This window comes from Streptomyces sp. NBC_00691 (assembly GCF_036226665.1).
Lineage (GTDB): Bacteria > Actinomycetota > Actinomycetes > Streptomycetales > Streptomycetaceae > Streptomyces.
In genome coordinates, this window is record NZ_CP109007.1 from 2,995,467 (window position 1) to 3,017,628 (window position 22,162).

The 22,162-nt window shown below is 72.8% G+C and carries 17 protein-coding genes; 7 read left to right on the plus strand and 10 right to left on the minus strand.

Translation table 11 applies throughout. The features are described from left to right. Position 1: 1 nt before the first annotated feature. From OG392_RS13460 to OG392_RS13470, 3 genes are all read right to left on the minus strand, one after another. The gene (locus OG392_RS13460) at positions 2-1,447 is read right to left on the minus strand and encodes an aminopeptidase (RefSeq protein WP_329278972.1); all 1,446 of its coding nucleotides are present in this window, start codon (positions 1,445-1,447) and stop codon (positions 2-4) included. A 99-nt stretch (positions 1,448-1,546) separates the two neighbouring features. After that, a complete protein-coding gene (locus tag OG392_RS13465; RefSeq protein WP_329278974.1) occupies positions 1,547-1,972 on the minus strand; it encodes a hypothetical protein in 426 nt (141 codons plus the stop codon). 246 nt (positions 1,973-2,218) lie between these two features. Further along, the gene (locus OG392_RS13470; RefSeq protein ID WP_329278976.1) at positions 2,219-5,974 is read right to left on the minus strand and encodes an ABC transporter ATP-binding protein; all 3,756 of its coding nucleotides are present in this window, start codon (positions 5,972-5,974) and stop codon (positions 2,219-2,221) included. Between the two features lie 209 nt (positions 5,975-6,183). Between OG392_RS13470 and OG392_RS13475 the strand changes: the two genes are divergently transcribed. Next, positions 6,184-6,558, plus strand: a complete 375-nt coding sequence (locus OG392_RS13475) for a hypothetical protein (protein WP_329278978.1) — start codon at positions 6,184-6,186, stop codon at positions 6,556-6,558. Positions 6,559-6,604: 46 nt separating this feature from the next. On the opposite strand, the gene OG392_RS13480 is transcribed toward OG392_RS13475, so the two are convergent. The 3 genes from OG392_RS13480 to OG392_RS13490 form a co-directional block, all read right to left on the minus strand. Next, the gene (locus tag OG392_RS13480; protein ID WP_329278980.1) at positions 6,605-8,287 is read right to left on the minus strand and encodes a thiamine pyrophosphate-binding protein; all 1,683 of its coding nucleotides are present in this window, start codon (positions 8,285-8,287) and stop codon (positions 6,605-6,607) included. Positions 8,288-8,392: 105 nt separating this feature from the next. Beyond that, the gene (speB, locus tag OG392_RS13485) at positions 8,393-9,370 is read right to left on the minus strand and encodes an agmatinase (protein ID WP_329278982.1); all 978 of its coding nucleotides are present in this window, start codon (positions 9,368-9,370) and stop codon (positions 8,393-8,395) included. An 81-nt stretch (positions 9,371-9,451) separates the two neighbouring features. After that, positions 9,452-10,939, minus strand: a complete 1,488-nt coding sequence (locus OG392_RS13490) for a sodium:solute symporter (RefSeq protein ID WP_329278984.1) — start codon at positions 10,937-10,939, stop codon at positions 9,452-9,454. 175 nt (positions 10,940-11,114) lie between these two features. On the opposite strand from OG392_RS13490, the gene OG392_RS13495 reads away from it, so the two are divergent. Continuing rightward, positions 11,115-12,659, plus strand: a complete 1,545-nt coding sequence (locus tag OG392_RS13495; protein WP_329278986.1) for a PucR family transcriptional regulator — start codon at positions 11,115-11,117, stop codon at positions 12,657-12,659. A 47-nt stretch (positions 12,660-12,706) separates the two neighbouring features. On the opposite strand, the gene OG392_RS13500 is transcribed toward OG392_RS13495, so the two are convergent. Further along, a complete protein-coding gene (locus OG392_RS13500; RefSeq protein WP_329278988.1) occupies positions 12,707-13,747 on the minus strand; it encodes a hypothetical protein in 1,041 nt (346 codons plus the stop codon). Between the two features lie 199 nt (positions 13,748-13,946). Continuing rightward, positions 13,947-14,555 carry a hypothetical protein gene (locus OG392_RS13505; RefSeq protein WP_329278990.1) on the minus strand — a complete coding sequence of 203 codons (609 nt, stop codon included), beginning with the start codon at positions 14,553-14,555 and terminating at the stop codon, positions 13,947-13,949. A 163-nt stretch (positions 14,556-14,718) separates the two neighbouring features. Between OG392_RS13505 and OG392_RS13510 the strand changes: the two genes are divergently transcribed. From OG392_RS13510 to OG392_RS13525, 4 genes are all read left to right on the plus strand, one after another. Next, positions 14,719-15,915 carry a helix-turn-helix domain-containing protein gene (locus OG392_RS13510; protein ID WP_329278992.1) on the plus strand — a complete coding sequence of 399 codons (1,197 nt, stop codon included), beginning with the start codon at positions 14,719-14,721 and terminating at the stop codon, positions 15,913-15,915. Positions 15,916-16,001: 86 nt separating this feature from the next. Beyond that, positions 16,002-17,159: an acyl-CoA dehydrogenase family protein gene (locus OG392_RS13515; protein ID WP_329278994.1), complete on the plus strand. Its 1,158-nt coding sequence runs from the start codon at positions 16,002-16,004 to the stop codon at positions 17,157-17,159. Continuing rightward, entirely contained in the window at positions 17,160-18,029 is an 870-nt protein-coding gene (tesB, locus tag OG392_RS13520; RefSeq protein ID WP_329278997.1) for an acyl-CoA thioesterase II, read from the plus strand. 23 nt (positions 18,030-18,052) lie between these two features. Then, the gene (locus OG392_RS13525; protein WP_329279000.1) at positions 18,053-18,997 is read left to right on the plus strand and encodes a cation diffusion facilitator family transporter; all 945 of its coding nucleotides are present in this window, start codon (positions 18,053-18,055) and stop codon (positions 18,995-18,997) included. A gap of 5 nt (positions 18,998-19,002) precedes the next feature. Here OG392_RS13525 and OG392_RS13530 read toward each other — a convergent pair whose 3' ends face one another. Then, positions 19,003-19,776: a phosphatase gene (locus tag OG392_RS13530; RefSeq protein WP_329279002.1), complete on the minus strand. Its 774-nt coding sequence runs from the start codon at positions 19,774-19,776 to the stop codon at positions 19,003-19,005. Positions 19,777-19,842: 66 nt separating this feature from the next. After that, positions 19,843-20,451 carry an SACE_7040 family transcriptional regulator gene (locus OG392_RS13535; RefSeq protein WP_329279004.1) on the minus strand — a complete coding sequence of 203 codons (609 nt, stop codon included), beginning with the start codon at positions 20,449-20,451 and terminating at the stop codon, positions 19,843-19,845. An 87-nt stretch (positions 20,452-20,538) separates the two neighbouring features. On the opposite strand from OG392_RS13535, the gene OG392_RS13540 reads away from it, so the two are divergent. Beyond that, a complete protein-coding gene (locus OG392_RS13540) occupies positions 20,539-22,146 on the plus strand; it encodes a carboxyl transferase domain-containing protein (protein WP_329279007.1) in 1,608 nt (535 codons plus the stop codon). The last annotated feature ends 16 nt before the right edge of the window (positions 22,147-22,162 follow it).

Consider the following 22,162-nt stretch of genomic DNA (forward strand, 5'->3'; position numbering starts at 1 on the left):
GTTACGGCCGCAGGCCGTGCTCCTTCGTGGCGTCCTCGTCGACCTTCTGGTCGAGGCGCGCGTCGAAGCGGGCCAGCGGCTGCGCCGCCTGGACGGCCGGGGCGGGGACTCCGGCCCAGGCGAGGATGCGGGCGGTGGCGTTGTTCCGCTCGGCCTCGACGAGCCCGGCGACGTTCGCACCGTGGTTGGCGCCCGGCGCCACGTACACGTAGCTGTCGCGGGCGCCCTTGCCCAGGTGGAACTTCTCGGAGCCCCAGGGGTCGTTGCCGCCGTACACGAACAGCATCTTGTTCGCGTTCTTGCGGACCCAGTCGTCCACGTCACGCATGGCGTGCTGCTTGAACTTCATGGGGATCTCGCGCGGCACGAAGTTGCTCGCGGGCTGGTAGCCGTAGCGGCTCAGGCCCTTGAGGTGCGGCTGCCTGATCGTGGGCGAGCCGAGCTCGGTCGCCGCCTGGTAGTAGTACGGCGTGTACGGCTCCAGGCCCTGGTCGGTGTAGGCGGACCAGCCCGAGTAGGCGTCGATCGTGTTGTACACCTCGTCGTCGGTGGCGGTCTTCGCCACCGGGATCTGGTCGCAGACGTCCTCGCCGTAGTACTGCCAGAAGCCCCACACGAAGTCGAGGACGACGGCCTCGAAGGCCTTGTCGAGCGTGCCGACCGTGTTGAAGGTGGCGCCCTCCGACTCGGCCCACGCCTGGTACTTGGCCTCCAGGGGCGCGCGGCGGACGAGGGCCTCGCGCTGCAGGTTGTTCAGGCGGTCGCGGCAGTCCTTGGTGCCGACGGTCTCGAAGAACCGGTCGTAGGCCGAGTCCTCCTTGTTGACCACGTCGTTCGGGGCGACGTAGGCGACGACACCGTCCATGTCGCGCGGGTAGAAGCGCTCGAAGTAGGTGGCGGTCATGCCGCCCTTCGAGGCTCCGGTGGAGAGCCACTTCTGGCCGTAGATCTTCTTCAGCGCGGTGAAGATCCGGTGCTGGTCGCTGGCGGCCTGCCAGATGTCGAGCTTCGACCAGTCGGCGGGCTGCGGCCGGGACGGAGTGAAGAAGCGGTACTCCATGGAGACCTGGTTGCCGTCGATGATCCGCGTCGGCTCGGCGCGGCTCGGGGCCGTGCTCAGCGAGTAGCCGCTGGTGCGGAAGACGGTCGGGCGGCTCGTGTCCTTGTGGAGGACGGAGATCCGCTGGTCGAACGTGCCGGCCCACGGACGCCGGTGGTCGATCGGCTGCTTGTAGTTCAGGACGAAGAAGCGGTAGCCCGCGTACGGCTTCTCCTCGATCAGGCTCATCCCGGGGATCGCCAGGATGCGGTCCTTGATGTCCGTGCTCTGCGAGTCGACGACGGCCGTGCTGCCCGTGTCCGTGTCCGCGGCGGTAGCCACGCCGGTCGGTGCCACGGTGCCTATGAGCACCGAAAGCGACAGCGCCCATCTCAGCGACTTGCGCATTCACCCTCCCCTTGGTTCACAACGGTGTCGCGAACCTAGCGGGGGCAACGTGTGGACCGCCAGCCCCAGTTGATCCTTACTCTTGGACTTTCCTGTACATCAGCACAGGATCCAGCCGGTCGACGCGCCCCGCCCGGCCACCGAACCGCTCGCACGGACGCAGCGGTTGAGGGCGTGGACGGTGACGGGCCCGGCCTGGCGGTCGAAGCGTCCGGCCCGGACGGCGGGCCGGCCGCCGCGCGGCTGGAGGGAGACGGCCATCGGGCGCCGGGCGCCGGGGTTCCTGGCGACGGTCACGGCGCAGACGTAGTGGCGGGTCCGGTAGAGGCGGAGCTCTCCGGTGGCGAAGCTGAGGGTCCGGGTGGGCCTGCCCTGGCAGACGGAGACGGCCTCGGCGGTGCCGGCGCCGGCGCCGGGGACGAGGGTGGACGGGGTCAGGACGAGGGCGAGGGCGGCGAGGAGGGGCGCGAGGACTCGGGCGAGCAGCCGTGGGCCACGTCGTGCGGGCTGCGTGTCCGTGGGCATGTGTTCCCCTCCCGAGTGGTCCGGCGTACGGGCGTACGACGCGCCCCGCCTCGGAATGGTTGCCTCCGGCTGGGCGGGCGCCTGCCGGGTCCCGTCGACCGCTTCCCGGACGCGCGCCCTCCGCGTCCGGCGGGGCGATCGGGACGGGCGAGGCGGCACGGAGGCGGGGCTCGGGGCTCAGACCCCCTCGCGCCCCGCGCGCCCGGGCCCCGGGCGCGCGGTCTCATCCGCCGGACGCGCGGGTACTCACACCCGCTCCGGCTCCTCCTCGTCGACGCTCTCGCCGATGAACGTCCGCCACAGGGTCGCGTACCGGCCGTCCAGGGCGAGGAGCTCCTCGTGCGTGCCGTCCTCCACGACCCGCCCGTGGTCCATGACGACCACCCGGTCGGCGCGGGCGGCGGTGGTCAGCCGGTGGGCGACGACCAGGGTGGTCCGGCGGCCGGCGAGGCGGTCGGTGGCCTGGTTGACCTGGGCCTCGGTGGCCAGGTCCAGGGCCGCCGTGGCCTCGTCGAGCAGCAGGACGTCCGGGTCGACGAGCTCGGCGCGGGCCAGGGCCATGAGCTGGCGCTGACCGGCCGAGAGGTTGCGGCCCCGCTCGGCGACCTCGTGGAGGTAGCCGCCGTCAAGGGTCGCGATCATGTCGTGCGCGCCGACCGCACGGGCCGCCGCCTCCACCTCGGCGTCGGTCGCCTCGGGGCGGCCGTACGCGATGGCGTCGCGGACCGTCCCGGCGAAGAGGTACGCCTCCTGCGGGACGACGCCGAGCCGGTGCCGGTACGCGGTGAGGTCCAGGTCGCGCAGATCGGTGCCGTCGGCGGTGACCCGGCCGCCCGTCGGGTCGTAGAACCGGGCGACCAGCTTGACCAGGGTGGACTTGCCCGCACCGGTCTCGCCGACGAACGCGACGGTCTGACCGGCCGGGATGCGCAGGTCGATGCCGGTGAGCGCGGTCTCGCCCTTGGGGGCGCCGTCCTCGCCGCCGTACGCGAAGGAGACGTCCTCGAAGGCGATCTCGCCGCGCAGCGAGAGCACGTCCAGGGGGGCCGGCGCGACGGCCGTCGACGTCGGCTCCTGGAGGAGCTCCTGCATCCGCTTCAGCGAGACGGCTGCCTGCTGGTAGCCGTCGAAGACCTGCGAGAGCTGCTGCACGGGGGCGAAGAACAGGTCGATGTAGAGGAGATAGGCGACGAGCGCGCCGGTGGTCAGCGTGCCGCCGTCGATGCGGTTCGCGCCGACGATCATGACGGCCGCGGCGGCCACCGAGGACAGCAGGGTGACGAACGGGAAGTAGACCGAGATCAGCCACTGGCCCCGGACGCGCGCCTCGCGGTAGTGGTCGCTGCGCTCGGCGAACCGGGCGGCGCCGGACTCCTCGCGCCGGAAGGCCTGCACGATCCGGAGGCCCGAGACGGACTCCTGGAGGTCGGCGTTGACGACGCTGATCCGCTCGCGCGCCAGCTCGTACGCCTTCACGCTGGAGCGGCGGAAGTAGTACGTGGCGACGGCGAGGACCGGCAGGGTCGCGAAGACCACCAGGGCGAGCTGGAGGTCGAGCACGAGCAGCGCGACCATGATCCCGAAGAAGGTCACGACGGAGACGAAGGCGGTGACCAGGCCCGTCTGCAGGAACGTCGACAGAGCGTCCACGTCCGTGGTCATCCGGGTCATGATCCGGCCGGTGAGCTCGCGCTCGTAGTAGTCGAGACCGAGCCGCTGGAGCTGGGCGAAGATCTTCAGCCGCAGCGCGTAGAGGACCCGCTCGCCGGTACGGCCGGTCATCCGGGTCTCGGCGGTCTGCGCGACCCACTGCACGAGCACGGTGACCAGGGCGAGCGCGGAGGCCGCCCAGACGGCGCCGATCGCGAGCCGGTTCACGCCCTCGTCGATGCCGTGCCGGATCAGGACCGGGAGCAGCAGGCCGGCGCCCGCGTCGAGCGCGACCAGGCCGAGGCTGATGAGCAGCGGGGCGCCGAAGCCGCGGAGCAGCCGGCGCAGACCGTAGCTGTCCTCGGGCGAGACGGCGCGGGCCTCGTCGATGCCGGGGGTGTCGGTGGCGGGCGGCAGGGCCTCGACGGCGGCGAGCAGCTCGGGGGTGGCCCCGGGGGCGTCGCTCTCCCGGTCGGTGGTCTCGTCCCGTACCCACAGGGTGGGGGTGATGCCGCGCTCGGCGTCGAACTCGGCGTCCAGTTCGGCCCGCAGGGTGCGGTCCTCGGGGACCTCGGCCGGGGTGACGTGGCCGGGCGAGACGGCGCCCAGCTCGTCGGGGTCGGTGAGCAGACGGCGGAAGAGCGGGGAGCGCTCCTCCAGCTCGGCGTGGGTGCCGATGTCGGCGAGCCGGCCGTCCTCCAGGACGGCGATGCGGTCGGCGAGGCCGAGGGTGGAGCGGCGGTGGGCGATGAGCAGGGTCGTACGGCCCGCCATCACCGACTTCAGGGCCTCGTGGATCTCGTGCTCGACCTTGGCGTCGACGGCGGAGGTGGCGTCGTCGAGGAGGAGCAGCCGGGGGTCGGTGAGGATCGCCCGGGCGAGGGCGACGCGCTGGCGCTGGCCGCCGGAGAGGGTGAGGCCGTGCTCGCCGACCTTGGTGTCGTACCCGGCGGGCAGCTCGGCGATGAAACGGTCCGCCTGGGCGGCGCGGGCGGCGGCCTCGATCTGCTCCTGAGTGGCGTCCGGGAGGCCGTACGCGATGTTGGCGCGGACGGTGTCGGAGAAGAGGAAGGAATCCTCGGGGACGAGGCCGATCGCGGCGCGCAGCGAGTCCAGGGTGAGCTCGCGGACGTCGTGGCCGCCGACGAGGACGGCGCCGTGGGTGACGTCGTAGAAGCGCGGGAGGAGGAGGGAGACGGTGGACTTGCCGGAACCGGAGGCGCCGACGACGGCGACGGTCTCGCCGGCGCGGATCTCCAGCGAGAACCCGTCGAGGACGGGGCGGGTCCTGCCGTCGGCGCCGTCGTACGCGAAGGCGACGTCGTCGAACTCGACGGTGGCGGGCGCGTCGGCCGGAAGTTCCTTGGCGCCGTCCTTGATGACCGGCTCGGTGTCCACGAGGTCGAGGACCCGCTCGACGCCGGCGCGGGCCTGCTGGCCGACGGTGAGGACCATGGCGAGCATCCGGACCGGGCCGACGAGGGAGGCCAGGTAGGCGGAGAAGGCGACGAAGGTGCCGAGGGTGATCTGGCCGCGGTAGGCGAGCCAGCCGCCGAGGGCGAGGACGGCGACCTGGCCGAGGGCGGGGACGGCCTGGAGGGCCGGGGTGTACCGCGAGTTCAGCCGGATCGTCCGCAGCCGGCCGGCGAACAGCTTCCGCCCGGCCTCGCGGATCTTGCCGGTCTCCTGGTCCTCCTGGCCGAAGCCCTTGACGACGCGGACACCGGTCACGGCCCCGTCGACGACCCCGGCGACGACCGCCGCCTGCTGCTGGGCGTGCCAGGTGGCGGGGTGGAGACGGGTGCGGCTGCGCTTGGCGATGAACCAGAGGGCGGGGGCGACGGCGAGGGCGACGAGGGTGAGCGGCAGGGACAGCCAGGCCATGACGCCCAGCGAGATCAGGAAGAGCAGGATGTTCCCGATCGTCATCGGGAGCATGAACAGCAGGCCCTGGATCAGCTGGAGGTCGCTGGTGGCCCGCCCGATGACCTGTCCGGTGGACAGCTCGTCCTGCCGCCGCCCGTCGAGGCGGGTGATGGTGGCGTACATGTCGGTACGCAGGTCGTGCTGGACGTCGAGGGCCAGCCGTCCGCCGTAGTAGCGGCGGACGTACGTGAGGGCGTAGACGAGGACGGCCGCGCCGATGAGGAGGCCGGTCCAGACGCCGAGGTCCCGGGTCTTCGTCCCGATGACGTCGTCGATGATCACCTTGGTGACCAGCGGCACCAGGGCGAGCACGGCCATGCCGGCCAGCGAGGACCCGAGCGCGAGCAAGGTGTTCGCCTTGTAGCGCCACGCGTACCCGGCCAGCCTGCGCGCCCAGCCCTGCTGTTTTTCCCCGACCGCCGCCACGAGTGGCCTCCCGTTCGTCCTGCTCTACCGCATGCCCCAACACGGGTGGGCTGCGATTTCATCCCGCCGCAACAAAACGGGGCGAGGCTTCGTTCATACGTCCCCGGGGGGACGGGACCGTGGTCCCGGGACGGATGCGCCCGCACGATGGTAGGGATTCCGGGGGCCGTCGTCCGGCGGGCCCGTGGGCGCGGGGAAAGGGGTCGTACGTGGCGCGGGTCGAGGACGGCAGGCCGTATGCCTGGGGGCAGCTGTACGCGGCACTGCTCACGATCAGGGGGCTGGCGGCGGCCGGGCGGGTCGAGCCGGTGTCGGTTCAGCAGCTGGACCGGGCGGCGGGGAACCCCCGCAACATCTGCTGGCAGCTCCTGGGCGAGGCCGGGCACCAGGCGTTCCTCGCGAGGGAGCGGGGCGGGACCGTCGCAGACGCGGCCGTGGTGGTCATGGCCGACGCGGTCGGGCTGGTACCCGCACAGCGGGTGTCGCGGGACGGCCTGAACAAGGACGAGGCGCGGGAGTTCCGGCAGGGGTACGAGGCGCGGCTCGCGGCGTACCGGAAGGCGTGGGAGGGGCTCGTGGGGTGACGCGGCCGGCCCGCCGCCCGGATGGGCGGGCGGGCCCCCGCGGCCGTCAGAGGTGTGTCGGTTCGAACATGCGGAGCAGGGCCGGGAGAACGACGACCGAGGGGCCCGGGGTCGCGAGGGACTTCGCGAGGTCCGCCGTCAGGGACTCCGGGGTCGTCAGGGTCGCCGGGACGCCGAAGGACTCCGCGAGGGCCACGAAGTCCGGGCGGGCCAGCTCCGTGCCCGTGGCCTCGCCGAACGCGCCCGTCATGTACTCGCGCAGGATGCCGTAGCCGCCGTCGTCCACGATCAGCCACGTCACGTCGAAGCCGTACTGCTTCGCCGTCGCCAGCTCCGCGATCGAGTACATCGCGCCGCCGTCGCCGGACACCGCGAGCACCGGCCGGCTCGGGTCCGCCGCCGCCGCGCCGAGCGCCGCGGGGAAGCCGTAGCCGAGGCCGCCCGCGCCCTGCGCGGAGTGCATCGTGTTCGGGTGCTTCGCGTCGAAGGCCGACCACGCCCAGTACGCCAGGATCGTCATGTCCCAGAAGCTCGGGGAACGCTCCGGGAGTGCCTCCCGGACCGCCGCGACGATCCGCTGCTCCAGGCCCAGGCCCTGCGCCGCGATCCGGTCCCGGACCTTCGTCAGGACGGCCGAGACCCGCTCGGGGGCCGTGGGGTCCCGGCGCTCCGGAGCCGTCTCCAGGAGGGCCTGGAGCGCCAGCCTGGCGTCCGCGTGGATGCCGAGCGCCGGGTGGTTGGACTCCAGCTTCCCGGCGTCCGCCTCGATCTGGATCACCCGGCCGCGCGGCGCGAACGTGTGGTAGTTCGAGGACAGCTCCCCGAGCCCGGAGCCGACGACGAGCAGGACGTCCGCGTCCTCCAGGAAGTCGGTGGTGTGCCGGTCCTCCAGCCAGGACTGCAGCGACAGCGGGTGCTCCCAGGGGAACGCGCCCTTGCCGCCGAAGGTCGTCACCACGGGGATGTCGAGCCGCTCCGCGAGCGCGAGCAGCTTGCCCGAGGCGTCGGAGCGGACGACCCCGCCGCCCGCGATGACCGCCGGGCGCTCGGCGTTCGCCAGCAGGTGCGCGGCGACCGCCGTCAGCTCGGGGCGCGGCGCGATGTCCTCGGGCGTCGCGTCCATCGCCGTCACGACCGGCAGGGTGGTCTCCGCGAGGAGCACGTCCTGCGGGATCTCCACCCAGACCGGCCCGTGCGGGGCGGTGAGCGCCGACTCCCAGGCCGCGGCGATGGCCGACGGGATCTGGGACGGGGTACGGACCGTGTGGACCGACTTCACGATGTCCCGGAAGGACGCCTGCTGGTCGCGCAGCTCGTGCAGGTAGCCGTGGCGGCCGCCGCCGAGGCCGGCCACCGGGATCTGGCTGCCGATCGCGAGGACGGGCGCGGAGGCGGCTGCCGCCTCCTGGAGCGCGGCGAGCGACATGAGCGCGCCGGGGCCGGTGGAGAGCAGCAGCGGGGCCGCCTCGCCGGTGATCCGGCCGTACGCGTCGGCGGCGAAGCCCGCGTTGTTCTCGACGCGGAGGCCGACGTACCGGAGGGAGGAGCGGCGCAGGGCGTCGAACATGCCCAGGGCGTGCTGGCCGGGGAGGCCGAAGACGGTGGTGGCGCCGAGGCCGGTGAGGGTCTCGACGACGAGGTCGCCGCCGTTGCGCCCGGCGGGCGGGTTGAGCGCGGCCTCCGTCTGCGCGGCGGTGGGGCGCAGGACCAGGTCGTGGTCGTGAGTCATGGGGTCCCTTGGCGTGGCTGGTCGGTCGGGTGCGGGCCGGGCGGGCCGGTGGGCACAACCTGCGACAGCGGCCGGGCGCGGCGCAAGCCGCGCCCGGCCGGGGTCCTACTTCGCGGCGCGGCTCGCGGCGATCTGGCGGGACATGATCGTCGTGAGTTCGTACGCGGTGTGGGAGGCGGCGACCGCGGTGATCTCGGCGTGGTCGTAGGCCGGGGCGACCTCGACGACGTCCGCGGACACCAGGTTGCAGGAGGAGAGGCCGCGGAGGATCTCCAGGAGTTCGCGGGAGGTCATGCCGCCCGCCTCCGGAGTGCCGGTGCCGGGCGCGTGGGCCGGGTCGAGGCAGTCGATGTCGATGGAGATGTACAGCGGGCGGTCGCCGATCCGCTGGCGCAGCTGGTCGGCGACCTCGTCGGCGCCGCGGCGGTAGATGTCCGCCGAGGTGACGATGCCGAAGCCCATCTTCTCGTCGTCGGTGAGGTCCTGCTTGCCGTACAGCGGGCCGCGCGTGCCGACGTGGGAGAGCGCCTCGGTGTCGAGGATGCCCTCCTCGACGGCGCGGCGGAACGGGGTGCCGTGGGTGTACTCGGCGCCGAAGTAGGTGTCCCAGGTGTCGAGGTGCGCGTCGAAGTGGAGCAGGGCGACGGGGCCGTGCTTCTTGGCGACGGAGCGGAGCAGCGGCAGCGCGATGGTGTGGTCGCCGCCGAGGGTCATCATGCGGGCGCCGGAGTTCAGCAGGTCGTCCGCCGCGGCCTCGATGGTCTCGACGGCCTCGTTGATGTTGAACGGGTTGGCGGCGATGTCACCGGCGTCCGCGACCTGGGCGAGGGCGAACGGGGAGGCGTCCTGCGCCGGGTTGTACGGGCGCAGCAGGCGGGAGGCCTCGCGGATGGCGTTGCCGCCGAAGCGGGCGCCGGGGCGGTAGGAGACGCCGCTGTCGAAGGGGACGCCGACCACGGCGACGTCGGCGGTGCCGACCTCGTCGAGCCGCGGCAGCCGGGCGAACGTCGCGGGACCTGCGTACCGCGGGATGCGGGACGAGTCGATCGGGCCGCGCGGGGTGTTCTGGTCGCTGCTGCTCATGGTCGGGTCCTCCTGGGGTGTTTCGGTGGGGTCCGGTCGGGGCCTCGGGTCTCGGGGCCCCGTCCGGGGGTCTCGGTGCGGTCAGCCGGTCGCGGTGGCCGGGACGGTCTCCGGCGCCGGGTCGGCTTCGGGGGTCTCCCGGCCCGCGAGGCGGGCGCGCCAGTGCGCGAGCACGGCGGCGTCCGTCGGGCGGGTCGCCAGGGAAACGATCACATATGCGGCGAGCGAGGCCAACAAACCATAGTAAACAGGCTCATTTGCAAGGATTCCGTAAGTCCACATCAGGCCAATGACGGCCAGACCGCCGACGCCGACCGCGGCGAGCGCGCCCTGGACCGTGCCGCGGCGCCAGAGCAGTCCGCCGAGGATCGGCACGAGGAGCCCGCCGACCAGCAGGTTGTAGGCGACGGTGAGGGCCTGGACGACGTCGTTGAGTGCGATGGCGATGAGGATGACGGCGACGCCCATGACGAGGATGAAGACACGGTTGCCCTTCACCTCGTCGTGGTCGCTCGCCTCGCCGGAGCCCGCGCCGGTGACCTTGCCCCGGAGCCGCGACCAGATGTCGTTGTTGGCGACGGTGGCGCAGGCGATCAGCGCGCCGGACGAGGTCGACATGACGGCGGCGAGGGCGGCGGCGAGGACGAGACCCCGGACGCCCATCGGCAGCTCGTCCTTGACGATGGTGGCGAAGGCGTCGTCGGCGCTGGGCAGGGTCGGGTAGAGCACCTTCGCCGCGGTGCCGATGACGGCTCCGGCGAGGGCGTACACGAGGCAGTAGGTGCCGGCGACGGTGCCGCCCCACTTGGCGACCTTGTCCGTGCGGGCGGTGAAGACCCGCTGCCAGATGTCCTGGCCGATGAGCATGCCGAAGGTGTAGATCAGCACGTAGGTGAAGATCGTCTCGCCGCCGATGCCGAGCGGCTCGAAGTACGAGGTGGGCAGCGCGGCCTTCATCTCGGCGAAGCCGCCCGCCTTGACGACGGCGATCGGCAGCAGCAGGAGCAGCACGCCGATGGTCTTCACGACGAACTGCACCATGTCGGTGATGGTGATGGACCACATGCCGCCGAGCGTCGAGTAGGCGACGACGATGGTGCCGCCGAGGACGATCGCGAGCGTCCGGGGCAGGTCGAAGAGGACGTCGAAGATCGTGGCGTACGCGATGGTCGAGGTGACCGCGAGCATCAGCGTGTACGCCCACATGACGACGCCCGAGATGACACCGGCCCGGCCGCCGTAGCGCAGGTCGAGCATCTCGGAGACGGTGTAGACCTTCAGCCGGGCGATCCGGGCGGAGAAGAACACGCTCAGCGCGAGCAGGCCGAGGCCGATGGCGAAGACCATCCAGGCGCCCGAGAGGCCGTACTTGTAGCCGAGGCCCACGCCACCGATGGTCGAGGCACCGCCGAGGACGATGGCGGCCATCGTGCCGGAGTACATCCAGGGACCGAGGCGGCGCCCGGCGACCAGGAACTCGCTCTTGGACCTGGCGCGGCGCATGCCCCACCAGCCCATCGCGAGCATGCCGGCCAGGTACAGGGCGATCACTGTGTAGTCGACGGCCATGGGGCCTCCTTCGTTCACCTCGGTGGCGTGTCGTGCAGGGGAGTGACCGGAAGCTGATCGCGGGGACATCCGCCCGTACCCGCGGCCTCCGGTTGCCATGACAGTAGGTGGCCGGAAAGCGCCGATGAAGTGTACGTTTCCTCCACTGAACGGCCGGGGGATGTACGAAGGGCACATGACCATGACCTCCGCCGAGCCCGTCCCGACCCCTCCCGCGCCGCCGGTCTCGCTGACCGCGCTGCTCGCCCGGCGGGACCTCGGGCTGCGGCTCCTCGCCGGCCCCGAGGACGTCTCGATCCACTGGGTGCACACCTCGGAGATGGCCGACCCCTATCCGTACCTCCTCGGCGGTGAGCTGCTCATGACGGCGGGCGTGCAGCTGGCCGATCCGGCGCACTACGTGGAGCGGGTGGTGGAGGCGGGGGCGGCTGCGCTCGCCTTCGGTGTGACGCCGGTGTACGACACGGTCCCCGCCGAACTCGTCGAGGCCTGCGCCCGGCACCGCCTGCCGCTGGTCGAGGTGCCGCCGAGGACCCCGTTCACGGCGGTGGCCCGGGCACTGTGGCGGCTGATGGCGGAAGCCCGGCTGCACGAGCTCCGCCGGGTGACGGAGGCGCAGCAGTCCCTGGCGGCGGCCGCGGCCCGCCCGGCGCCGGTCCCGGCGGTGCTCGGCGCGCTCGCCTCGCGGCTCGGAGGACGGGCGGTGCTCTTCGGGGCGGACGGCACGGAGTCGGTGGCGGCCGGCCGGGAGGTGCCGGCCGGGGCGGCCCGAGCCCTGCGGGACCTCGCGGGCGTCCTCGGCCCGCGGCCGGGCGGCCCGGCCTCGGCGAGCGGCGACGGCGGCGGGCTCCGGCTGGCCGCGTACGCGCTCGGCGGCGGGGAGGGGCTGACGCTCGGGGTGGCGACGGAGCGGCGCGGCCCCGGGGACCACACGATCGCGGGCGTCGCGGTCGTCCTGCTGTCCCTGCTGACCGCCCCGCACCGGGGCGCGGAGGCGGCCGTGCGGGACGGGGCCCTCGTCCGGCTCCTGCTCGGCGCGGCACCGGACGAGATCGCGGACACCCTGGGCCCGGGCCCGTGGACGGTGGTCCACGCCTCGGGCGGCGACGGCACCCCGTTCGCCGCGGCCGCCCTGGCGGCGGCGCTGGGGACACCGTTGATGGACGCGGGCGGTACGGCCCCGGGGGCCGCGGGCGCGAGTGGCTCGGCTGCGGGGGCGACGGGCCCGGGCGGCAGGGCCCCGGCGGCCGCGGAGACGGCCGGTACGGCTCAGGGGGACGCGCCCGGGGTCGTACGCCTGCTCGTGCCCGCCGCCTCCCCCGTCACCGCCCAGTCCGGCTGGACGCTGGGAGCGAGCGCCCCCGTCGAGGCGGGCGACCTCGCGGCGGCGGACGCTCAGGCGGCGCGCGCCCTGCGGCGGGCGGAGGCGACCGGGGCGGAACTGGCGCGGCACCGGCCGGGCGGGATCGCCGCCCTGGTGGACCCGGACGAGGCCACCGCCCACGCGCGCGCCCTGCTGGCCCCGCTGAACACACCGCTCGCCGAGACCCTGCGCGTCTGGCTCTCGCTGCACGGCGGCTGGGACCGGACGGCCGTCGCGATGGACATCCACCGCAACACCGTCCGCCAGCGCATCTCCCGCTGCGCCGCCCTTCTGGGCCGGGACCTGGACGACCCCGACGTCCGGATGGAGCTGTGGTTCGCGCTCAAGTCCCGCTGAGGGCGGGGCCTCCGAGGGGCGGACCGAGAGGCCGGTACCCGGCCGGGTCAGCGCACGCCCGCGGCCTGGGCGGCCGCCAGCTCCTCGACCCGGCTGCGGTACCTCGCGGCCAGGCCTCCGCCGTTCGCGCCGGGCAGTCCTTCCGGACCGGCCCCGAGCGACTCCAGGACCGCGTCGGCGCGGGCCTGACGCCCCGCCAGCCCGTCCACCGTGTGCGGGTAGAGCAGGTCGAGCCCGCGCTTGTCGCCGGCCGACAGGTTCTGCCCGTCGCCGGTCGGCGCGCAGCTGCTGGGGGTGGACTTGTAGAAGAACGCCGGGAACCGGTACAGCATCACGGACTGCGTGTCGAAGGGCCCGGCGACCAGGTCCGGGGCGTCCACGGTGCGGAGATTGTGGTCCACCTTCGCGCGCGGCCACTTGTTCGGCTCACCCGCGAGGTAGGTGTAGATGCCGGGGCGCCGGCCCTGGGCGTCCGCCACGAAGACACCGCTCGGATCCTGCGTGGGCACGTACCCGGCCTCGTCCTCCCAGCGGAACTCGCCCTCGCAGGTGCCGCGCATGTTCTGGTGGGAGTGGTGGAACCCCAGGGCGTGCAGGAACTCGTGCCGCACGGTGCCCTCCCACCGGGCCGGCCTGTCGACCGCGAACCGCCCCAGGTTCAGGCTGCGTTGGCCGGGGTTTCCCCCGACCGGGCCGCCGCCCGCGCCGATGGCGCCGTCCGTGCTGTCGGTGCCCACCAGGGAGAAGAAGCCGGGCAGGTCGAAACTGACCCGGATCTCGGCGACCGGAACGGTGTCGGCGGTGGTCCACCGCCGGAAGGAGCCGGCCGCACCGTTCCCGCCGAAGTCGAGGGTCAGGTTGCAGGAGTCGGTGATCTGCCGCGTCGCTCCCGCGACGTCCGCGTGCAACTGGTCGTTCCCGTCGAGGAACGCGACCCGGAGCGTCCTGCCGGGGGGCCACTTCCCGATGTCGGTGACGAGGAACTCCAGGCCGCCGGCGGCCGACGCGCGCCTCCAGCGGTCCCGTACCTCGATCTCGGCGACGACCTCGTCGGGAAGGGATTCGAGAGGGAGGGATTCGAGTTCCATGACGCGTCCTTTCGCATCATCGTTCGGAATGAACGTGGATCCCCCCGGCCGACAGCGGTCCGGCGACGGACGGGCGGCTCGGCTCGCCTCACGAGCGCGCCGGCGTCGGAAGTTCACCTCCCAGTATCGCCCCATCGGAGGTGCTCTGCGACTTGACTGTCACTCTGAGTAGTTCGACCTGCGCCGTGATGACGCTGCGTCAGGACCAGAGCTTGTTCACGGCGGTCTTCGTCGTCGTCCTGAAGGCCGTCAGCGGGGCGTCCTTCAGGTCGCCCATCTGACCCCAGCGGACGAACGTGACGGTCCTGCCGTCACGACCCACCGCGAAGAGGTGGATGTCGGTGTTGCCGATCTCCGGGTCGGCGGTGTCCAGGCTGTAGACCCAGGCGCCCTCCTCGACGGCGAGCTTGCCGTGGGAGGCGCTGACGGCGTGCAGGCCCGGGTTCTGCCGCTCGAGGAGGGGGCCGCAGCCGGCGAGGGCCTTGCGGAGGGTGTCGACCAGCTTCACGGCGTCGGCCTCGGTGCGGGCGACGGTGGTGATCTGGACGCCGTTGGTGTCGAGTTCGGTGCTGAACTCGCGGTACCGGGTGTTCTGCGCCGGGATCTTGTACGGGGCGCAGAGGGCGCCGCCGTTCTCCGGGACGCCGGCGAAGACCGGTGTGGCGGTCCACGGGGTCGACGACGGCGGCATCTGGGAGGCCGCGAGGAAGGCGGGCTGGGCGGCGGCCTGCGCCGGTGCGATAGCGAGGGCCGCAAGGCCCAGGGCGGCAGCGGCGGCGGTGGCGACTGCGGTACGGAGCGTGTTCATGGTGGTGGATCCCCCGTCGGGTCGTTCGGTCAGTGCTCCACCAGCGTCGGGCCGGCGCCCGCCGCCTGCAACGGTGCCGCGCCCGCCCCCCGTCCCGGAACCATCCCACCCCCGCTGACGTGCAAGGACATGAAGCGTGGGACGCAGGGCCGAGGGGGATGGAATGCCGAAGGACGCCGCCGTCGAGGAGTTCGCGCGGCTCGTGCGCGCGCTGAAGGCGCGGGACGGGCGCAGTTACGAGGCGCTGGGCCGACGCCTGAGCGTCAGCGCGTCCACCCTCCACCGCTACTGCTCGGGCGCGACCGTCCCGGAGGAGTTCGCCGTGGTCGACCGCCTCGCCCTGCTGTGCGGGGCGGACGAGGAGGAGCGGCGGGCCCTGGAGACGGCCTGGACCCGCGCGGACGGTGCCCGCCGCCCGCCGGCACCGGAGCCCGGCGCGGAGTCGGCGCCCGGGCCCGACGCGGGGCCGGGGCCGGAGCCCGACCCGGGGCCGGAGCCCGAGCCGGGACCGGCCGCGGAGCCCGGGACGGCACCGCAGCCGGAGCCCGAGTCCGAGCTGGAACCCGTGCACGCGCGCGTGCCGGGCCCCCCGCCCGAGCGGCCCGGGCGCCGTTGGGGGTGGCCGGGCGTGGTCGGCGGGGCGCTGGCGGTCGTGGTGACGGTCGCCCTCGGAGCCGTACTCCTGCCCGGGAAGGCCCCCCGGCAGCCCGCCGCACCGCCGGCGCCGCTCACCTGGACGGTCGCCTCCGACCTCTGGGAGAACGGCTGCGGGCACACCTACCTCGTCCGGCGCACACCCCCTCCCCCGCCCGAGGCGGCCGACGCGCGGAGCTGGGCGGCGGCACAGGGGGCCGTGGACGGCGGGAAGACGCTCGTGCGGGTGTCGGTGCAAGGGAAGGGCGCGGCGGCCGTGGTGCTCCAGGCGCTGCACGTGCGGGTGGTCGAGCGGGGCGCTCCGCCGGCGTGGCCGGCGTACCGGATGGACGACGGGTGCGGCGGGGCGGTGACGCCTCGCCGGTTCGAGGTGGACCTGGACCGGCCGCGGCCCGTGGCGCGGTCGCTGGACGGGTACGACGCCTCCGGATCGGAGGGCCGGACGCTCCCCGCGGTCTCCTTCCCGTACGCGGTCAGCGCCGCCGACCCCGAGGAGCTGCTCGTCACCGCCGGGACGGCGGGCTGCGACTGCCGCTGGTACCTGGAACTGGTCTGGAGCTCGGAGGGCCGCTCGGGCACGGTGCGGATCGCGGACGAGACGGGGAAGCCCTTCCGCACCAGCGGGATCAAGGGGCGGCCGGTCCAGGAGTACGACGCCGTCGGTAGGCGCTGGATCACAGGCGAGGGCTCTGGACAGAGCGGGTGACCGCTGGGTAACTTCGAGGAGCAAGACTGAGCAAGCGCTTAGACAAGCGGACCAGGACCGGACACCGGACACGAAGGAGGCGGCTCGTGCGCCGTACCGTATTCAACGAGGACCACGAGGCGTTCCGGGAGACCATCCGCGCCTTCATCGAGGCCGAGGTCGTCCCGGTCTACGACGAGTGGTTCGCGGCCGGCCAGGCGCCGCGCGAGTTCTACGAGAAGCTCGGCGAGCTGGGCATCTTCGGCATCAACGTGCCCGAGGAGTTCGGCGGCGCGGGCCTGGACACCCACAAGTTCGAGGCCGTCCTCTACGAGGAGACCTCGCGCGCGGGTGTGCAGTTCGGCGGCTCCGGTGTCCACGTGCTGCTCGCCCTGCCGTACATCAAGATGCTCGCCACCGGCGACCAGAAGAAGCGCTACCTGCCGAAGTTCGTCACCGGCGAGGAGATGTGGGCCCTCGCGATGACCGAGCCGGGCACCGGCTCCGACGTCGCGGGCATGAAGACCACCGCCAAGCTCTCCGAGGACGGCACGCACTACGTCCTCAACGGCTCCAAGACCTTCATCACCGGTGGCGTCCACGCCGACCGCGTGATCGTCTGCGCCCGTACGTCGGCCCCGACGGCCGAGGACCGCCGCTTCGGCATCTCCCTCTTCGCCGTGGACACCAAGTCCGAGGGCTACTCCATCGGCCGCAAGCTGGACAAGCTGGGCCTGCGCACCTCCGACACGGCCGAGCTGGCCTTCGTCGACGTCAAGGTGCCCGTCGAGGACCTCCTCGGCGAGGAGGGCAAGGGCTTCTCCTACCTCGGCCACAACCTGGCCTCCGAGCGCTGGGGCATCGCCTTCGGCGCGTACGCGCAGGCCAAGGCCGCCGTGCGCTTCGCCAAGGAGTACGTGCAGGACCGCACCGTCTTCGGCAAGCCGGTCGCGCACTTCCAGAACACCAAGTTCGAGCTGGCCGCCTGCCAGGCCGAGGTCGACGCCGCCGAGGCCGTGGCCGACCGCGCCCTGGAGGCCCTGGACGCGGGCGAGCTGTCCCCGGCCGAGGCCGCGAGCGCCAAGCTCTTCTGCACCGAGGTCGCGCACCGCGTCATCGACCGCTGCCTCCAGCTGCACGGCGGCTACGGCTACATGAACGAGTACCCGATCGCGCGCCTGTACGCCGACAACCGCGTCAACCGCATCTACGGCGGCACCAGCGAGATCATGAAGTCGATCATCGCGAAGTCGATGGGCCTGTAAGTGCCGCAGTCGCACGACGCCCTGGACGGCCTGCTCGATCTGCTCGACCTGGAGCGGATCGAGCGGGACATCTTCCGGGGCGAGTCCCGCTCCGCGCTCGTCCCCCGTGTCTTCGGCGGCCAGGTGGCCGCCCAGGCCCTGGTGGCGGCGGGGCGGACGGTCCCGGAAGACCGTCTGGCGCACTCGCTCCACGCGTACTTCCTGCGTCCCGGGGACCCGGGCGCGCCGATCGTCTACACGGTCGACCGCATCCGCGACGGACGCTCCTTCACCACCCGGCGGGTCGTCGCCGTCCAGCACGGGCAGCCGATCTTCCACCTCTCGGCGTCGTTCCAGACGTACGAGGAGGGGCTCGACCACCAGGCGGAGATGCCGGCCGCGCCGGACCCGGAGTCGCTCCCCACACCGGCCGAGATGCTGCCCCGTCACCTCCCCCGCGAGGTCGCGGACCGGCTGATCGAGGCCAGGGCGGCCGTCGACCTCCGCTACGCCGACGTCCCCCCGTGGGGTTCGGTCGGGGAGCCCCGCGAGCCGCGCTCGCAGGTCTGGTTCCGCACCAACGGCAAACTGGCCGACGACCCCCTCCTCCACGTCGTCCTCGCCACGTACGTCTCCGACATGACGCTGCTCGACTCCGTCCTGCTCGCGCACGGGCGGGGCGGCTGGGCCGTCGGGGACGTCGTCGGGGCGTCCCTGGACCACGCGATGTGGTTCCACCGCCCCTTCCGGGCCGACGAATGGCTCCTCTACGACCAGGAGTCGCCGACCGCGTCCGGCGGGCGCGGCCTGGGCCAGGCCCGGATCTGGACGCAGGACGGCAGGCTCGCGATCTCGGTCATCCAGGAGGGTGTCGTTCGCGTGCCGCGCTGAGGACCGGACATAGCGTCCGGTCCATGGCGGAACAGAGCGAGAGCACGTTCACGGTGATCGTGGCGGCGGTGGCGAATCTGGGGATCGCCGCCGCCAAGGCCGTCGCCGGTGTCATCAGCGGATCCAGCGCGATGCTGTCGGAGGCCGCCCACTCGGTCGCCGACACCGTCACCGAGGTCATGCTGCTCACCGCGTTGAAGCGGAGCGAGAAGCCGGCCGACGAGGACCACCCGGTGGGCTACGCGGGCGAGCGGTACGTGTGGGCGCTGCTCGCGGCCGTGGCCACCTTCGTGGGCGGCGCGGTCTTCTCCGTCTACGACGGCATCCACACCCTCACCCACGGCGAGGAGCCGGGCGACCCGCTGGTCTCGTACATCGTGCTGGGCGTCGCCTTCGTCCTGGAGTCGTTCTCCCTGCGGACCGGCGTCAGACAGGTGAAGGCCGAGGCGGAACGGGCGCGAGCCCCCTTCGCCCGGTACCTGCGGCTCACCCCCGACACCACGGTCAAGGCCGTCGTTCTGGAGGACTCCGCCGCACTCGCCGGACTGATGCTCGCGGCCGGCGGCCTCCTCGGCGTCCAGATCACCGGCTCCGACGTCTGGGACGGCGTCGCCTCGATCCTCATCGGCGCGCTGCTCGTGTACGTGGCCTGGGTCCTGGGCCGCTCCAACGCCGAACTCCTCATCGGCCGGCCGCTCCCGAAGCACGTGCGGGCCGAGGTCCGTGAGGAGCTGCTCTCCGTGCCGCACATCGTGGACGTCCTGGAACTGACGACGCTGATCCAGGGGCCGGGCGAGGTCCTGATCGCGGCGAAGGTCGACTTCCGCGACGTCTCCTCGGCGGAGCAGGTGGAATGGGCCTGCGAGGACGCCGAGGACCAGCTCCGCGAACGGTTCCCGTCGATCCGCCGCGTCTACCTGGACCCGACACCGGGCGTGGAGCAGCGGCGGAACGGGACCCCGGAGTAGGGCCGTCAGGCGAGGCCCGCCGCGTTCAGGGTGTACGCCGTCATCGGTTCGTAGAAGCGCGGGTCGAGGACGTGGTCGTCCAGGGGAATCGTGACCTGCATCGTGCCCTCGGCCTCGCCGATGAACAGCGCGGGGTCGTTGCAGTCCGCGTACCCCACGGAGTCGATCCCCCGCTGGCCGGCCCGGCCGGCCCAGCCGTGGTCCGCGATCACCAGATCGGGCCGTCCGTCCTCGCCGAGCGCGTCGAGGATCGCGTTCATCGGCTCCGGGGAGTGGGTGTGCCAGAGGCTCGCGCCCCGCTCGAAGACCGCGACGTCGGCGAACTGCACGACGTACCCCTCGTCGGCGACGAGGCCGCCGGGGATCCTCACGATGTCGCAGCCCTGGGCGCGCAGCCCGGCGGCGACCCGGCTGTGGACGTCGATCAGGGCGCCGGGGTGCCCGGTCGCGAAGAGGACCCGCTCCTTGCCGGCTGCGGCCTTGCGCAACCGGGCGGCCATCCGGTCCAGACCGTCCACGGTGAGTTCGGGGTCGATGGTGTCCTGGCCGGCCCGGTGGGCCGGGTCGTCGATGACACCGCAGCGCTCGGCCATCACGGCGAGCACGTCCTGCTCGTCGGTCCAGCGGTCCCCGAGCTCCAGGCCGAGCCAGTAGTGCCGGTCGCCGTTGGCGAGCTTGCGGTAGTGGGAGAGGTTGTTGTCGCGCGGGGTGGCGACGTCTCCCGCGATCCGGGTGCGGACGAGGTGCTCGACAAGGGCGGGGCGGCTGAGTATCGGCATGGGGATCATTCTGGACGACGGCCCGCCCTTGTGGGCAATCGTTCCGTCCCGTGGACCCGCTCCGAGCTAGCCCCGGAGCGCGGCGAAGGCCCCGTGGGCCAGCCGCCGGAGCAGGTCCTCCATGGAGCGGCGCCCCATCGCGTCGAGGTGCGGGGTGGAGTTGAGCAGGCCGAACACCGCGTGGACCGCGGTCCGCGACTCCGACTCCCCCGCGTCCGGGTACAGCTCGCGCACCACCGTCACCCACAGCTCCACGTACTGCCGCTGGAGCTGCCGCACCCGCTTGCGGTCCTCGTCCCTGAGGCGGTCGAGCTCGCGGTCGTGGAGGGTGATCAGGGGCCGGTCGTCGAGGGCGAAGTCGATGTGGCCGTCGATGAGGGCGCCGAGGAGGGCCTCGGGGTCGCCGCCGGTCTCGCCGACCCGCAGCCGGCCGCCGTCGAGGAGCCGCTCGCTGATGCCGACGAGGAGTTCGGCGAGCATCGCGTCCTTGCCGGGGAAGTGGCGGTAGAGGCCGGGGCCGCTGATGCCGACGGCGGCCCCTATCTCGTCCACGCCCACGCCGTGGAAACCGCGCTCGGCGAAGAGGCGGGCGGCCTCCTTGAGGATCTGCTGGCGCCTCGTCGGGGCGTCGGTCCTGCCGGTGGCGGTCCGCGTCGCGGCCGGGGTCGTGGTCATGGATTCGATTCTAGACAACCCGGTTAGCGGTCGTTAACCTGAACGGCATACGTTAACGCTCATTAACCGAGCAAGGGAGCTCGAGGGATGCAGCAGGCACCTGTGCTGGCGAGTGCGGCGGATCCCGCCTCGCCGGCCTGGCAGGCGAACGAGGCGGCGCACCACGAGTTGGCGGCCGTCCTGCGCGCCAAGCTCGCGGCGGCGGCGCTGGGCGGCGGTGAGAAGTCCCGGGCCCGGCACACCGCGCGCGGGAAGCTGCTGCCGAGGGACCGGGTGGACACCCTCCTCGATCCCGGCTCCCCCTTCCTGGAGCTGGCGCCGCTCGCGGCGAACGGGATGTACGGCGACGCGGCCCCGGCGGCCGGGGTCATCGCGGGCATCGGCCGGGTCTCGGGCCGGGAGTGCGTGATCGTCGCCAACGACGCGACGGTCAAGGGCGGCACGTACTACCCGATGACGGTGAAGAAGCACCTCCGGGCCCAGGAGGTGGCCCTGGAGAACCGTCTCCCCTGCCTCTACCTGGTCGACTCGGGCGGCGCCTTCCTGCCGATGCAGGACGAGGTCTTCCCCGACCGGGAGCACTTCGGCCGGATCTTCTACAACCAGGCCCGGATGTCCGGTGCGGGCATCCCGCAGATCGCGGCGGTCCTCGGCTCGTGCACGGCCGGCGGCGCGTACGTGCCGGCGATGAGCGACGAGGCCGTGATCGTCCGGAACCAGGGCACGATCTTCCTCGGCGGTCCGCCGCTGGTGAAGGCGGCGACCGGTGAGGTCGTGACGGCGGAGGAGCTGGGCGGCGGCGAGGTCCACTCCCGGATCTCCGGCGTCACCGACCATCTCGCCGAGGACGACGCCCACGCCCTGCGGATCGTCCGGAACATCGTCGCGACGCTCCCGGAGCGCGGCCCGCTGCCGTGGTCGGTCGAGCCGGTCGAGGAGCCGAAGGTGGACCCGGCCGGGCTGTACGGCGCGGTGCCGGTGGACTCCCGTACCCCCTACGACGTGCGCGAGGTCATCGCCCGGGTCGTGGACGGCTCCCGCTTCCAGGAGTTCAAGTCCGAGTACGGGCAGACGCTGATCACCGGCTTCGCCCGGATCCACGGCCACCCGGTCGGCATCGTCGCCAACAACGGCATCCTGTTCGCCGAGTCCGCACAGAAGGGCGCGCACTTCATCGAGCTGTGCGACCAGCGCGGCATCCCGTTGGTCTTCCTGCAGAACATCACCGGCTTCATGGTCGGCAAGGCGTACGAGCACGGCGGCATCGCCAAGCACGGCGCCAAGATGGTCACGGCCGTGGCCACCACCCGAGTCCCGAAGCTGACGGTCGTCGTCGGCGGTTCGTACGGCGCGGGCAACTACTCGATGTGCGGCCGGGCGTACTCGCCGCGCTTCCTGTGGATGTGGCCGAACGCCAAGATCTCGGTGATGGGCGGCGAGCAGGCCGCGTCCGTCCTCGCGACCGTCAAGCGCGACCAGCTCGGCGACGGGTGGAGCGCGGAGGACGAGGAGGCCTTCAAGGCCCCGATCCGCGAGCAGTACGAGACCCAGGGCAGCGCCTACTACGCGAGCGCCCGCCTCTGGGACGACGGGGTCATCGACCCGCTGGAGACCCGGCAGGTCCTCGGACTCGCCCTGACCGCCTGTGCCAACGCGCCCCTGGGAGACCCCCAGTTCGGCGTCTTCCGGATGTGAGGGTGTGAGGACGTCC